This is a genomic window from Paenibacillus sp. J22P51 (genome assembly GCF_059692215.1).
This window is the reverse complement of record NZ_JCAUAZ010000002.1, coordinates 712,216-727,485: the sequence shown is the minus strand read 5'-3', so window position 1 is coordinate 727,485 and position 15,270 is coordinate 712,216. Positions and strand designations below refer to the sequence as shown.

The window sequence follows — 15,270 nt, the reverse complement described above, 5'->3', positions numbered from 1 at the left end:
AAAAAAGAGCTGCCGCGAGGCAAGCTCCTTCACTATCGTTATCCGTTATCATCTATGGTACGGTCTCCACGCTGTCTGTAACGGCAAGTTTAAGGGATAATTTCCGCCTAATAGTTTATTTTTGAGAATCAAGAATAAACATAGATGCATCCTGTCCCATGAATATTTTACTTCCATGATAAAAAGTTTTGGATTGAACATTCCTGTACCCTATTTTAGTCATAATGTCAGTTAAGTTTACTTGATTAAATCCGTTATGAACTATATCTGAAACTACTTTTTCATTTTTATTAAAATCTACGATTAGTAAATGTCCCCCTTCATTTAGAACATCAAATAATCGTGATAAAACTAATTCAACATCATTAATATGGAGTAGAACCTGAGCCATAAAAATATAGTCAGCATGTAAATCCGATAGATCTTCCTTTTCAAAATCAAAGCATAACGTATCTACATTCTGAATATTAAAATCAGAAGTTTTTTGCTTTATTTGATTAATCATGTTTTGTGAAGTATCCAGGAAAAGCATAGAATTAAAATCGTTTAACAAGTTCATTCCGACTAGACCAGTTCCACACCCAAAATCAATAGCATTCTTACTATTAGCGTCAACTAAATATTCACGAATGGCATCAGATGATACCTTGGCAATTTGAATTCTTTCAGAAGTGTCATATATATTAGCTATCATTTCAAACTTATCCGTATTTCCCATTATTTCCTCTCTCTCAAAAATCTATAACGTTAACCGAACGCTCTTCACGCACTAATAGACTTCTCATTTATTCAGAATTTGCTGGATAATCGGCGTAATTCCACTTACCATAAACTCTATGGCAATCACCATAACAATTAAACCCATTAAACGCATTAGCACATTATTGCCTGTTGGCCCAATAAATCGATAAATTTTAGCTGAGTTAGCAAGAATAATGTAAGTAAGTATGAGTACAAAAGCAATCACAAGTATTAATATAATTTTCTCCATAAAATTTGTCGTAGATTCCATAAGGACAATTCCATTAGTAATAGCACCGGGACCACAAATCATTGGAATAGCCAGTGGTGTAATTGAAATATCATTTACATATGTATCAACATCCGCTTTATCAACCTTTGTACGAACAAGCCGTGCCTGAAGCATATCCTGTCCCATTAAAATGAAAATAATCCCTCCGACAATCTTTAAACTGTTAATTGAAATGTTGAAAAAGTGAAATAACCATTCGCCAGTGGTTGACAAAATGAGTAATAGAAAAAAAGAAACAATTACTGCTTTCCGAGCAGTATGGACTTTCATCTGTGATTCGAGGTCGGCTGTCATCGACATAAAAATTGGCATGATGGCAAGTGGATTAATGAGTGTAAAGAATGAAGTAAGGCTCAGCAATAAAAATGATGTGTAAAGTTCCATGTAGTTTCTCCTATTTGTATGCTCAGTTTCCTTGTTCCAGTTGACTAGACCCTTCAACTCGAATTATACCACTCAAGTCACCCCAATCTCCCACAACAAACTGGGATAATTATATCACATAATCTGTTGTATTGAAGGTCAGGTGCACAACTTGTATTATCAGCTGATTTAAAGCTCGATTCTAAAAGGTTTAATTTTGTTGAACAAGGCTTTTCAAAAACTGTATCGATCGGTTCACGTTCTCGATCATCGATCGCTGTGGGTTCGTCTTTTGAGTTAGCCATAATTCCAAGCCCATCCAACCTGTGTATCTGATATCATGCAAAATGCCGAAGAGCAGGGGGATGTTGATTTCCCCATCAAGCAGATCCTCAGTCGGTGTAGTGCCAATCTGATTTCTTAGATGGAATGCAGTTATGCGTTCCGGGTATTTAAGAACCCACTGAATCGGATCATGTCCGGCTGTGTGCGCCCAACCCGTATCTACACATAGTCCTACTAACGGATCGGCAAAGTCGACGACGGAGTGCAAGTCTCCCTCAGCCAACAAGTAAGCAGCTGCATGATTATGCAAGGAGACTTTTAAACCGAGAGGCTGCACCAAACGAGCAATCCTAGACAAATTGTCTCCCTGTCGCTTGAGCTCTTCTTCTGTCTTCTGCTGAGGGGTAGTCCATTTCCCCTTTGGATTCGCGTTCAAGATCAAATCTGTCCCTCCGGCTTCAACCAACCCATTTGCGACGGATAAAACGTTTTCCTCGATCTGAAGAGTTTCGTACGGTTCATGTAGGGAAAGCCCTAAATATGTGCCTGAAATTTTTAAACCGTTTGACTTTACTATACTTACAGTTTCCTGTTTCGGAGCAACTTCAACAGCATCAAGTCCGGCCTCTGCACAATCACGAATAATTGTTTCAAGGGACGTATCGTGTCCGTCGGTTTTATAGCGTTCCTGCCAGACATATAGATTCGAACTATATCCGATAATGTTCATCGTTCCTGCCTCCGTTTCTCAATAAATAAAGGACATCGTACCCATCTCAGACGACTTGTAAATCGAGTCGATAATCATCTGGATGGTTAAGGAATTTTCCAAATTCGTGCCGGGCTGCCGGCGATCCCGAATCGAAGCCGCAAAATCCGTAATAGGGCCAGCATGAACGGCAGACCAGGTATCGGCGCCTTTCCAAATTGTATGCCGGATGACACCTTCCTCAGGGGAAGCCTCGTGGAATATAATTTCTTTTTGATCCGATGGAAGTAAGTGCAAATCAAGGGTTCCTTTCGTACCGACAATTTGCCACGCATGTTCGCGGTTCCCCGGAATAATGGCCCCGCGTTCAAAGTTGATGACTGTACCTCCCTTACATCCAATCATAGCAATCGCGTGTGTTTCGGCATCCGATTCTTTTGCTATGTAAGATTCATACTGAGGAGAGATGTTCCAAGTACGGCCAAACACCGTTTCCGGTTTGAGCGTCCATCCCGTGATGCCAAGAATATAATCCAAATCATACACACCCCAATCGGCCAGTACTCCGCCTCCGTTCACTGATTTGCTGTATTGCCAAGCAAGTAGAGGGGATTTCGACGAAGTTGCCGGAGCGATATTACGGCAGCGGATCACCCGTAGTTCCCCAAGTGCGCCTGATCTTACAAATTTAGCAGCAGCTTGAGCCGATTCGAAAAACGTGAACCGAGAAGAGCAGCATCCGGCAATTAAATCTCCTCTGGCTGCTATCATCCGGATAACCTCATCCGCATCCATGCCTGCAGGCTTTTCCAATAGAACGTGTTTCCCATTCGAAAACGCTCTCAATGCTAGCTCTAACCTGTATTTAGTTTGTAAGGCAAGCACGACCCCTTCGATTTCTGTATCTGCTAGAAGCTCATTCGGATCGATGTATACTTTATTAACTCCGAATTTTTCCGCAGTAGAATGTGCCGCCATCTCATTGATGTCAGCAACCGCACATACTTGAATGTGTTCTGACTCCACCGCGTGCTTCAAATGGTGCTGGGCGATCACCCCGCATCCTATAATGCCCAGCCTAACTTTTCTACTCATTGGCTCCTCCTCATGTCGCAAAGAATGGTTTAATTTTCTCCAGATACCATTTTTGAAGCCGTTTTATCATCGTTGTAATGAAAAAAGTTATTTTTTCTATTATTTCAACTCCTTAAGTGTTGGTATATGTTTTAATCTTTAAAATTATGGTCTATTGTGAATTGATCTATAAAAAAAGAAAAAAGGCAATTGATCCAATGAAGTGATCAATTGCCTTTTCATTTCGTCAAGGTCGAACACGGGTGACATCGAGGTGCATCCGTAGCAGGGGTCCGCCCTGTGAGTTGGCGACTCCGATGACGACGAACCCCACCGATTCGTAAAACGCCTTCGCGTGTTTGGCGGACACCTCTATACGCAACCCGCGACGCGCAATGTCGGCGATCAGCGTACTCGCAACGCCTTGGCGCATCCAGTCAGGATCAGTGAACAGATCCTCGAGTTCGAGGAAGTCGTCGACCGGACGCGCCGATGCGAAGCCGACGACCCGCCCGTCAACAACAGCAACATGCGCAAACGGCAGCATCGCGTCGTCCCACACGAGCCACTCGGGATGGGAGGCGATTAAATCGAGGTCGGCTTCGTTTGTCAGCGATACTCGACGATAGACGTCACGCAGCGTGTCGACGTCGCCCGTGACCGCTCTCCGAATGACGAGGTCAAACGATGTGGGTCGAGATATATAATGATCCAACGCTCCTCGTCCGACGATTAAACCGTCACATTATACTTGATGTATATTATCACTGAGCAAGTTTAGTCTATCGAGCTGGCAATCCGTTGGATTTAGCGCCGTATGACAGGAGTACCAGGTGGGAAGCTTTCGGTCCACACCCCGTTCTCATAACGGAGTCGAATCGTGCCAGTTGGAACATTCAGCTGCAGCGAAAATGACGTCCAGGTTGCAGGAAGCTTCGGACAAAAAGCAATTTCTTGCCACCCTGGCTTCGCAGGCTTTAGACCTATAATATCCTCGATCAGCACTGGAACCGGCCCGCTTGCCCATGGATGGCATAGGCTGGTGTTCCATTTCTGGTCCTTGCCCCATGCTTCGAAGCAGGTGGTTGCTCCTTCTTTGAGCATATTCCCCCAAGAATGCTCATCATCGGATGAGAGTAAGTCATAGACCAAATCATACTGTGCGACCTCCGCTAGAGCTTTCATGACAAAGTAGGAGAAATATACCCCGCATGCGAATCGCTTGGTCCGGATTATGTCGACAATGGCGCTGACTGATTCCTCCGGAGCGATATGGAATAGCAGTGGGAGTACATTGGCATGCAATGCATGATGCGTACTCTGCTCCGTATCTTTAAACAACGATGTTTTCTCATCATAGAAAGCCGCTAAGAAGCTCATTTTCAATTTCGGCAGCCGATTCTCAAAGTCAACACCGAGCAATTCTCGTATCTCATTTACGCTGCTTACGCAACCGATATATAAAGCATTAATGACGTTATGGCAGCCAGGACCGATCGGCTTGGTAAGTTCACAATCATAGTTGTCACGCAATCCTTGCGGCCAATCGACAAGATTCCATTTGTCCGTGACACCCTCAAGCATTCCATCCTCACGCTCAAATTTCTCAAAATGCTGCAACAATCCTTCCGCATACGGGTACATCTCCTGAAGGAATGCCGTATCCCCACTGTAACGATAATACGTCATGACTTGCATCGGCCATTGTAGAGAGAAATCAGCTATTTCCTGCATGAAATGTCCTGGCACAACAGCCATTAGCCCTCCACACACGAACGAACTACGTCCAAATTGCTCAATAGCCTTGCGATACAGCCGTAAATCCCCACTGAGCAGCATATGCGAGTGACCAATAATCGTATTGTCGCCTAAATATTGACCTTTCTCTCGGCTGGGACAATCCACATAATTTTCCTGGGATCCATATCGGACACCGTTTTTGCAAATGTCAAAAATTTGATTCATCCGTTCATCCGAGCTGTGAAGCACACAACTTTGCTCATCAAACGGATAATGCCTGACTACGGCGTGGAATGATTCCGGTCTCAGCGCTTCCTCGGATCCCTGCACTTCCACATAGCGGAACGCCTTGTAATCATACGTTTCGAAGGAATCTACGTCACCAGATAATGTCCACTGATCATGATAAAGGCAATTGCAGCGCATTTCGTAGCGAACTGCTTTATCCCCGGACATTAGTTCCTCCCCTGACAAAATATGTACTTGTTCTCCCGCATTTCCATGTGCACTCATTGCGAATTGGCCTGTCAGTTCGCCCCCGAAGTCGATCAGATAATGACCGGGGGCAAGTCGTTCGACATGTGAAGGCTGCTTCTTATAGACGGCGAGCGGCGGAGTTGGCTGCAGAACAAATGTATAATCGGTATGCTCCGCAGCTTCCGCATGTGCCCAATCTGAATCATCGTAGCCAACTTCTGTCCAGCCCTGCTCCGTGTGCCTTGCGTCCAAATGCTCTGTGAATTGCGTGTCATAGCCGAACCTTACACCGGGCCGATTAGCATTAACCCGTTTCGCTTTCCAAGTACGATCTGTCTTGACCAGCAAATTATCGCCTGCCCACAGTTCTGCCAGGAGACCTTGCCGATAATCGGCGCTGTTATAAGCACGATTTAACAGCCCCTGATAGTAGACATGAACAGCCATTACATTTTTCCCAACCTTTAAATACGACCGTACATCTATACGATTGAAATAGTAGTGATTCGCATCACTCTGGGCGGGCCCCTGAGCAACGAACTCGCCATTGATATACAGCTTGTAATAATCATCTGCCGTCAGATGAAGCCAGGTCTCTTCCTCATCCATCACCTTGTCATCCAGCATAAATACAGTTCTTACATACCAATGGTGATGCTGTAGATCAGGATCATGTGGTTCGACTTCAAACGCTTCGAGCTCTTTATGGTAGAGATAGGATTTTTCCAAATTCATAAAAGAACGATCTGTCAGCCAATTTGCCTGCCACTCTTGTGTCAACCTGACCCTCTCCTCTTCATGAATGTAGTACCATCATTGAGTTAGATACTTGGTTTTCCGCCCACAGCCGTGTTCCTTTTTCTGATCTTGCAAAAAAGCCCCTGCAAAGACAAAGGGCTGAATATAGGGCGGTCTGTACCTTTGTTTTGTTGTTTAACTATCGTTTATCTATGGCCCACTAAATAACCGAATTAAACGACATTCTGATCTGGTTATCCTTCGCTATTATCGAATAGTTGGAATCCATTGTTCCTTGCTGTAATTGAAAAGCTGTATATGTAAAATTATCATAAACCAATTGCAATTCCCTTTCGGATGCAGAGACGATCTGCGGTAAATATTTCGAATTCTCATCATATTTTGGAATCCAAACTAATTGATCAGCATTCCGTTCCGTTGTGATCGTCATTTCATTGTCCGATAGATGGAATGTAATGGTTCCGCAAGCCGTGCCTTTAAAAGAGATCACAGCGCAGCCATTAACCTCTTTATACGCTACCTCTTCAAAAGTGAGCGACTGAGTTACACCGCCTGTGTTATAAAATGGATAAATACCAGCACGAATCTGATTACCGCTCCAACGATATCCATCCATAATCGGCAAGTTGTTGAACTGAAGTTGATTGCCTTGGCAAGTTTCATCCAAATAACGCTCACGATAATCTTCACTGAAAAGATGAATATCCCTGATCCAGAAACTTTCATTTTCTGTATACAAATTCATGCGGTAATACTTGCTGTTAAACCAAACAGACTTATGTCCTTCTTCTATTGAATCGCTAAAGGCAGCAACAACTGACGCAGGTGTTGATTGGTATGTTTGCTTAAACCAGCATCCCGTTTCGCCAAGTGTTTCAACCTCTAATTTGCCTTCTTTTTGTAACTTTGCCAATTGTTCGAACTGATATATCAGTCCTTGACTCATCTTCTCCCAGCCAAAACTGTTTTCCTGACCGACCTGTGTATATCCAAAGGACAGGCAATTACCGCTGAAGTTTTCTTTGAAATACCAGTCTGTCCAAGCATTTACGCCACCACCTAGTTCATGATATACGGGTTCAAGCGTAATGACAGGCTGGTGGGCAGGCGCGCCTGTATCTAGCTTCAAGCCGACATCGTATTGGTGAATAGGATCAGATCCCAACATCCGTAAAATCGGTATATTAATTTGTTGTTCCGGCGTCTGGGCAGGACTGAAATAGTTGTTGCGGCTAGGATAGTAACCCTGATTATAGTAGCCTCCCCACAGATTATATCCATCCGTTCCCCACTGATCTTTACATATACAAATTGCATCGATTTCGTATTTTTCTGCCAAATAATTGATTGTATGAACATCCAGGGTCCACGAACCGATAGACTTAGGGTATTTATGAAATACCGAATAAAAGTCGTTCATCATCGTGTCCATGATCCGCTCGCGTTGTTCTAGTGTATATCCGACAGTGAATCCGCAATGTGCATGCCAATCCCATGGGTAGCGGCCTTTCCAAGGGATTCCTGCTTTGACGGCAAGCGGTTCTACTACCTCCAGCCATACTCCAAGCTCTATTTGATCAGCATCCATTTCATCGAACAACGAAGTGAATACGGGGTTTATCAGTGCATCATATTGAAATAGAAAGGTTCCTTTTAGATTATGCTTCATTAGAAGATTTATTTGCTCCTGTACAGGTTTAACTAGATTAATATCTCTTCCCGGCCTCGGTTCAACAGCACGAATAAAGTTGATAATGTTGACGATTTGTCTTTTCATAGGATCCCCTTCTCACTAGATTCAATCCTTCGATTACGCATCAGCTTAATAATGGAAATTTGAATTCATTCTGACCTTCCTTCAAGGGATAGATTTCATCGACCCAAACAAGAGTGCCGGGCAAACCTTTGGGCAGTGCAGCTTCGACGAGCCAATAGCTTTCCCGGTACTCCACTTTCACTTCAATAAAGCCATTTTGGTGCGGAAGCTTACCGTGCAGAAATGTTAAAGATCCTGGTTGCGGACGAATAACGACCGATGTAAAACCCATCGATGCCGGGCGAATGCCAAGCAAGTTTGTGTAAATATGGTAGATCGGGTGAGCACCCCAAGCATGACAGTCCGAACGAGTCGTCTCTAGGAAAATTTCCGGCGTCGTCCTAAGACCATTCGCCTCCATGCCAAACCAAGGCTCGAGTCTGGCCAACAGCGCTTCAATATGACTAGCAGACGCCAACGCTTCGAACGTATAATGATCGAAATAAACACTTGTGCGCATTAAGTCGGTTGCTTTCAGCATGTCAGGTACTAGGCGATGCTTTAGTCTGGGTGAAATCGATTGGCATAATAAGGAAAGCACCTGAGCATGCTCCGAATAATACAGATGGCCGGTATCATCCGCAAACAGTCCCCTCTCCTCATTCCAGAACAGCTGCTCGACCACTCTGCTCAGATCCATTGCCAGCCGTCTTGCTCGTGTTTCCAACTCTGTTTCACCTAAGTAGGCTTCAATCTTGGAGACCAGTTCCAACGTATGAATCATCTGCAGATTGTATGCCGCATTCAATCGATCCTCTCCATGCGGCGGTGTACCAGAGTTCCATGCTTCTGAAGGCGAGGTCTGCCAGTCCATGAAGTTCCACGAAATAGGCAGCTTTACCGCCCCATTCGATGAACGATTGTTCAATAGCAGATCCAACTCATCCCGGACGCTGCCCATCATGAAACGAATCCATTCAAAGTCGCCTCTCCAAAGGGCATAATCATAAACCATCGCTACCCACCACAAGGAGAAGGAGGAAATATGTTTTCCGCCTTGATCCGGGTAAGCACAGTTCACAAGTCCAAGATGGTTGTTTCGGGAAGCTCGGAACATGTCCAGTGCTTTACGCGGTAATCTATCGTCGAGCGTGCTGACGTAGGTAACAAGTGACTGAATTCGTGTGTCCCCCACATACATGAGCTGCTCCCAATAGGGGCAATCCATGTAAGTTTCATGTGCACACATTTGCAACGTCCTGAAAGACGCGGTAACGACTCGATTTAGGCGTTCATCACTACAATTAATTGAACCTTCCATTGACAATGGATATCTCGTTTCCAGCAGCCTACACTCATTTATGTATAGCGCCTCGCTTTTCGTTTCCACGATTAACTCGGCATACCGTCCCGCATGCCACCACAAAGTATCGAAACATCGGCCCAATCCGCCATCCGGACGAAATGTATCGCCGTAACCTCTAAACCATTTGCCCTCAATATCGTCCCGGTTCGTCTTGCGTCCGCCTTGCGCCTCATCATAAAAGGACTCCTCCCAATGAAGTCGAATGACAGAACCTTTCCCCCCCGATACGACAAGCTCAGGATAGAAACAATAATAATCACCTAAATCGATAATGACTCGTCTTCGGGTATAAGCCGGAATGTAAATCGGTTGTCCGGTAAGTAAACCATTCCAACGCTCATGCTCTTCTATTAAATCGCGAATTGCGTCGATCGGTTGTCCGTCTGATTCCATGATACCGGCTTGCTCAACGAAGCGTACAGTGCTCGGCTTGAAGTGTACCTCCTGCATCGCGGGCAGAGTAGCAGGGCGCATAAGACGCTGTATCGACGAGAAATGATAATTGTCCGTCCTGTGGTAGCCATACTCCCCCGGTTGTACCGGAAACCAACCGTCGCCTTCCGCAGACATGGCATCCCAATCAAAAGAAGCGCCGTCAATATCCAGCTTTGCACCGGTACCGATGCTAGAGGGCAGAGGTACAAAACGATAGCCCTGCATTGGCTTCGCTTCCCACTGAGCAATGCCGGTACCCATCAGAGGTGCGAGTGCTTCATCATCCGGACTAAGCAAAAAGCCTGGCTGTACGCTGACCTGCGCCCACGGCTTATGCTCTCCTAGCGCCCAGCAGCGCGCAATCCATTGATGTTCTCCTGCGGCAATCTCGACCTCATAAGTCTCATAAAACCAATTGCAACGGTCTCCACGTTCGCTGCCTCGGCCGATCCTTTTATTGTCCAGAAACAGCTCATACCTTTCGTCCCCAGATACGTGTATCCGTAGGCGAAGAGCTTCACTTATAGTGAACTTGCAACGGTAAATGATGACGAATGGAGGTTGCCCAGCCTCTTTGCATGACACCCAACGGCTTGGCCAACCCGTAGTCTGTTCCCAAGGTTTTTCGGATTGATTTCTCTCTATTTGTCCTGTATAGGGTAAGTCAGTAAGCAGTATACGCAATCAGATCACCTCCTTCATTCATTATCGGATATCATTCAAAACGTATAGCTCCTTATTGCGTATATTCATCTCTTCCAAAGTTGCTGCCGGCTTCGTGCTGCCCGTCATATAGATCTGATCAAAGGTTACACCTTCAATCAGGAAAGGATCTTTTCCACGTAGCATGGATGGGAGTCCGCCTTGATCACGCACCTTAATATTTTTTAAGACCACTTGAGTGACGGGTCCAATCCCTCTTCCACTCTCTTCGATTTCCAGCTGCAGCCAATAAGGTCCATTTCTTGCATGAATGACTTGCTCAATATCTATGTTCTCGAAGGTGATATTCTCCGCGGGAGCCTTGCCAAAGCGGTGGTGAATCGCTAAAGCCCGGCTGGCTTGATAGACGTAACCATTTTTAAAGATGACATTCCGTTGAGCTTGCTCTACCCCCATCCCTACCTTAAAAGCAGCACAGCAGGTCCATGCTATAACATCGTCGAACGTCACATTCTCAAGCACTTGAGGCGAGCCCGGCCAATTCTTCGCAATATCGGTCGCTTCATTCCATGTTTTTGTTGAGAACGGGTCGTCCTCCGAAATGGCGATTGTATGTGTAACCAGCACATTCTGTGACTCTACAATATCAATGGCGTCATCCTCATAGTCAACCAACGATTGAAAGCCCTTGTAGTTCGTAATCTTCACATGATTGGAACGGGTGGGAATGAGCGCCCAGAGGCCAGCATCTCTACCAATAATTCCATCGATCGTAAAGTTGGAGGTAGCCAAAGGAGCAATTAAATTGCTCACGAATTTCTGATTAGCCCTCAACCATGAACCGTTACCATCAATCGTCCCTCTCCCTATTATTGAAATATTGGTGGAATTGGGTTCCGTCTGGATCAACCAGGTGCCGTCAAACTTCAAACTATCTTTATGAAAATCAATCGTGTACGCTTCTTTATCATCCGTAGCCCTAAGTACGGATCCTCCTTTGAGATAAAGTGTAACATGGCTTTTCAGGATCAGATTACCGATTAGGAATACACCTTCTGGAACGTATACGACGCCCCCACCAGCAGAGTTTGCAACATTGATGGCTTCTTGTAAAGCTATAGTAGCCCTAGTTGTCCCTGTGGGATCAGCACCATAATCAGCAACCACGTTATAGATTCCTTTACCCGTTGAAGGTGGAGGGCTCACTTCAATAGGATCTGCGATGAGGACGAGCTCCTTCAAATTGTTGATCTTCACTATTAAATAACGGGACTCATGCAGGTCGATGGTAAGCTCATTCCTACTCACCGTTCCTTGAATCTCAAACGCCAACGGACTAATCGAATGCGTATCGATCGGCTCACACGCCGTGATGGTTATGGTCGCCCCGCCGGAAAAAGAGAAATGAGCGTAATCATAATCTCGATCCGTCAGAAAAGAGATCACCGGTATTACGATATGATCGGCCTTTACCGAGTAATACGATGATTCCGAGTAAATGGATGGTACGGAGTAGGTCTCAATCATTGCCGGCATACTAAACCTCCTCGGTTACAAGGCTTATAATGGGTGAAGCCTGTAATCCAAATTGAACAAAGCAGTAGCGATTCGTGTACATGTTAGTCCCCTTCTCCACATCTTTATCGGTCCATCCAGGAGTATCTGTAAAACTCGATGGTCCTACCTTATATATCTCACCTTGGATATTATGATGAGGGCCGAGCAAATTACGGCAGCTGTTTGTCAGCTCAATTTGGATTTGGTTCTCTCCTGTTCGCAGCCATGGTGTGATGTCCGCCTCATAGGGCTCCCACAGGAAGGTTCGAACCTCATGTCCATTCACGAACAGCTTCGTGACGATGGCATCCGGTGGTACTGAGAAATGCCATTTTACCTCTGAGCTTTCAGACGCATCCAAGTGCAAGCTCTGCTGCAGCCGAATTGTACCTGCAAAGAAGGGAAAGCCTTGTCGAACAAGATCTCCCGTATTCACAACAGCAGGCATCTCGGTGAGGACGAACGGTCCATGTGTATACACCGCTTTACGCTCACCGTTCGTGAATGGCGATCTAGCTTCTACTCCAAATGAGCCGAGTATGTAAATGCTTTCGATTTCTGTATCCAGGGTCAATTTATTTCCTTCCGATTCGAACTCCCGAGCGATTTCTATGGCTTTGTAAGTCTCAGGAGAATTAAAAAAGTTGAATTTCAAACGTATCTGATTCACACCGAACTGAACCTTGTCGGCAATTCTGATTTTTTGGAAAGAGACATCTCGCCATGTGCCGCAGCTTAAGGCTTCAACTTCGTACCCGTTCAATTCGATTGTATACTGTTCAGGCTTCTCAAGAACCAAATAGAGCTCTCTCGCAAGGGATACATCGAATGCAACCTGAAACTCGAACTCCAGTTGAATTTCAATAGGTCGTCCATAGGCCATAAGCTGTTCTTGAATAAGAATCACGGGCTGCTCCTGTGACCATTCCCCATCCTCCACGCGTAAACGGCAGTTGTCCAGCGTTAGGCTGTTAAGGGTAGAACTTTCAATTTCCCAAGAAGGATTGAGTTCGATTTGTGACATCTTGCTTTCAAAATTACGGCTTTCTGAAATAGCTAAAGCTTCATTGTGCGGCACCATTTTCAGCATGTAGGATTGCCCTGGGTGCAAAGGTAACTGAACGCGAACACCTTCAGCGGTTGCTACTTGCCCAATTGGCCGAGCTCCGCCCGTCTCAAGGTCGATCAACTCCACCTTACCTTTTCGCAAAAGTTCTACTTCCACCTGGGTATAACGTTCATGACCCGAATTTACGAGGTAATATAGGAACGCACCATCAAGCTCCAAGTTTTGAACATTCAAATTGTCGGAAGCGATGACACTTCCATTCTCATCCTTCATTCGGAGCGTTGGAGGAACGGCTTCAATAATGGCTTCCACCACAGCTTCCGAATGCCAGCCAGGTTGACTTGCCTTTTGGATAATCCACTCCAGCTCGTGATCCACTTCTCCATTCATTAGCGTTGGAAAAGGCGCACAGGCAATCAGCCGTCCACCCTGCCGAACAAATTCCTTTAGGAGCTCGACTGTTATCCTATTTAATGTGGTGCTAGGCGGGATCATGACAACACGATAAGCTGCCTCACCAACGATGAATTGACCATCGAGCACTTTGCCGTGGCCCACAATGATGCTTTCGCTGCCATAATCATGCTCAATGAAAGCTTGGCATAGCCAGCGAGACAGCTGAGCAAAGGATGCATGATAAGGGATAATGTCCGACCGATCCGCACCACACTGCAGGGTCCACGCCGTCCGGATCGGATGCAGAAGCAGCACCCCCACTTGACGGGTTCCCTCGGACAAGAGCATCGACAATCTGGCGAAGTAATCATTGAATGTTTTGTAATCCTCCCACCATGGCTGCTGAACAAATAAGGATGGAGGATAATCCCGTTTGCGTATACCCTTCAAGCTATATCCTTGCAGATGCTGACACATCATCGTGATCCCATGGACAAATTGCCATTCACCAATTCGCTTTAAGTCTTCAAAGCTAACATTCCAGCCCGAGCAGCCAAAGCTTTCCGTGATCGTCATCTTCTTCCCAAGCTGATGAGCTACCGAGCCTACCTGTTTGGGAACAATCGGCTCATTGCTAGTAAATCGGCCCAACCAGTCGCAGCCCGGCATCTGTAAATGTTCATAGAAGGCCATTGGATCACCAACGGAAGTCACTTGAATCATTAACGCTTGTTCATCGACGACATGCCCCGTTGCGGTCCAGCCTTTACTGTCGCACCATTCCCCAATTTGCTTTGAATAGGCATTGGTAAACATGATTGTTACGCATTCCCAGTAGTCATATCTCGATTTCGCACAGCCCTCCACTTGGAAAAATAAAGAAGGAAGCACCCCTTTAATATCGTAACCATACTTTTCCAAAAAGAATTTCTCCAACTCAAAAGACCAAGGCAATTGCCCACGGGCAAACTGCGGCTCATCCGTGAATACGCCTTTCACAATGTCTCCGAACTCATCCCCAAATTCTTCCCAATAAGCATCATAAGCCGATTCAATAAAAGCTTGAACCGCCGTCTTGCTCAATGTATCCGTGTAGTAAGGATTTACCTCATAATAAAATCTTAAATCCGCATGCTTGGCTTCTCCTTCAGGCAAAATTCGATAACTCTGCTCTGTTTTAGCATAATAAGCGATTGTATTCTCTGCAGGATTTTGAAATGGAGCTAACTCAAAAACCAGCTTCTTTTGCTGATAAGCAACCCCTTTTGAAGGAACTTCACCATTGGCAAATCCGCTTGGCCAACCATTCTCATCATACAACCAAGGTGACATCCCCAGCTCTTTGCCCTTCTGGATACAGGTCCGGATCGCTGCCATCCATTCCTCCCCCATATATGGTGTTAGCAAGCCACCTCTGGCATGGATGAAAAAACCGCCAATCCCGGCTTTATGCATTTCTTCAATTTGTCGCTCCAGCTCCTCCGTCTCCAACTTATCATTCCAAGACCAGAACGGAATGGAACGATAAGCATTTGGCGGATCAACAAGCTGATCCCAAATGTTAGGCATCCTCTTATGCCACCTGCCT

The 15,270-nt window shown here is 45.5% G+C and carries 10 protein-coding genes; all 10 read right to left on the bottom strand.

Features of this window, described 5'->3' with window-relative positions; genetic code table 11:
• Window positions 1-115: 115 nt before the first annotated feature.
• Window positions 116-718 carry a class I SAM-dependent methyltransferase gene (locus AC58QC_RS07605; protein WP_497414578.1) on the bottom strand — a complete coding sequence of 201 codons (603 nt, stop codon included), beginning with the start codon at window positions 716-718 and terminating at the stop codon, window positions 116-118.
• Window positions 719-781: 63 nt separating this feature from the next.
• Window positions 782-1,417: a MarC family protein gene (locus AC58QC_RS07600; protein ID WP_497414577.1), complete on the bottom strand. Its 636-nt coding sequence runs from the start codon at window positions 1,415-1,417 to the stop codon at window positions 782-784.
• Between the two features lie 190 nt (window positions 1,418-1,607).
• The gene (locus tag AC58QC_RS07595; protein ID WP_497414576.1) at window positions 1,608-2,411 is read right to left on the bottom strand and encodes a sugar phosphate isomerase/epimerase family protein; all 804 of its coding nucleotides are present in this window, start codon (window positions 2,409-2,411) and stop codon (window positions 1,608-1,610) included.
• 18 nt (window positions 2,412-2,429) lie between these two features.
• Window positions 2,430-3,485, bottom strand: coding sequence for a Gfo/Idh/MocA family protein (locus tag AC58QC_RS07590; protein WP_497414575.1), 1,056 nt, complete (start codon window positions 3,483-3,485; stop codon window positions 2,430-2,432).
• Between the two features lie 226 nt (window positions 3,486-3,711).
• Window positions 3,712-4,179, bottom strand: coding sequence for a GNAT family N-acetyltransferase (locus AC58QC_RS07585; protein WP_497414574.1), 468 nt, complete (start codon window positions 4,177-4,179; stop codon window positions 3,712-3,714).
• A gap of 92 nt (window positions 4,180-4,271) precedes the next feature.
• Window positions 4,272-6,461 (bottom strand): family 78 glycoside hydrolase catalytic domain, encoded by a 2,190-nt coding sequence (locus tag AC58QC_RS07580; protein ID WP_497414573.1) that lies wholly within the window; start codon window positions 6,459-6,461, stop codon window positions 4,272-4,274.
• 178 nt (window positions 6,462-6,639) lie between these two features.
• Window positions 6,640-8,217 (bottom strand): DUF3863 domain-containing protein, encoded by a 1,578-nt coding sequence (locus AC58QC_RS07575; RefSeq protein WP_497414572.1) that lies wholly within the window; start codon window positions 8,215-8,217, stop codon window positions 6,640-6,642.
• Window positions 8,218-8,257: 40 nt separating this feature from the next.
• Complete coding sequence (locus tag AC58QC_RS07570; protein ID WP_497414571.1) at window positions 8,258-10,681, bottom strand: alpha-L-rhamnosidase-related protein; 2,424 nt, start codon at window positions 10,679-10,681, stop codon at window positions 8,258-8,260.
• A gap of 21 nt (window positions 10,682-10,702) precedes the next feature.
• Window positions 10,703-12,196 (bottom strand): glycoside hydrolase family 28 protein, encoded by a 1,494-nt coding sequence (locus AC58QC_RS07565; protein WP_497414570.1) that lies wholly within the window; start codon window positions 12,194-12,196, stop codon window positions 10,703-10,705.
• Window position 12,197: 1 nt separating this feature from the next.
• Complete coding sequence (locus AC58QC_RS07560; protein WP_497414569.1) at window positions 12,198-15,251, bottom strand: glycosyl hydrolase; 3,054 nt, start codon at window positions 15,249-15,251, stop codon at window positions 12,198-12,200.
• Between the last annotated feature and the right edge of the window lie 19 nt (window positions 15,252-15,270).

Coding starts and splice junctions, on each gene's coding strand:
- AC58QC_RS07590 (WP_497414575.1), bottom strand. CDS start 3,485: ATGAGTAGAAAAGTTAGGCTGGGCATTATAGGATGCGGGGTGATCGCC.
- AC58QC_RS07595 (WP_497414576.1), bottom strand. CDS start 2,411: ATGAACATTATCGGATATAGTTCGAATCTATATGTCTGGCAGGAACGC.
- AC58QC_RS07560 (WP_497414569.1), bottom strand. CDS start 15,251: ATGCCTAACATTTGGGATCAGCTTGTTGATCCGCCAAATGCTTATCGT.
- AC58QC_RS07600 (WP_497414577.1), bottom strand. CDS start 1,417: ATGGAACTTTACACATCATTTTTATTGCTGAGCCTTACTTCATTCTTT.
- AC58QC_RS07575 (WP_497414572.1), bottom strand. CDS start 8,217: ATGAAAAGACAAATCGTCAACATTATCAACTTTATTCGTGCTGTTGAA.
- AC58QC_RS07565 (WP_497414570.1), bottom strand. CDS start 12,196: ATGCCGGCAATGATTGAGACCTACTCCGTACCATCCATTTACTCGGAA.
- AC58QC_RS07605 (WP_497414578.1), bottom strand. CDS start 718: ATGGGAAATACGGATAAGTTTGAAATGATAGCTAATATATATGACACT.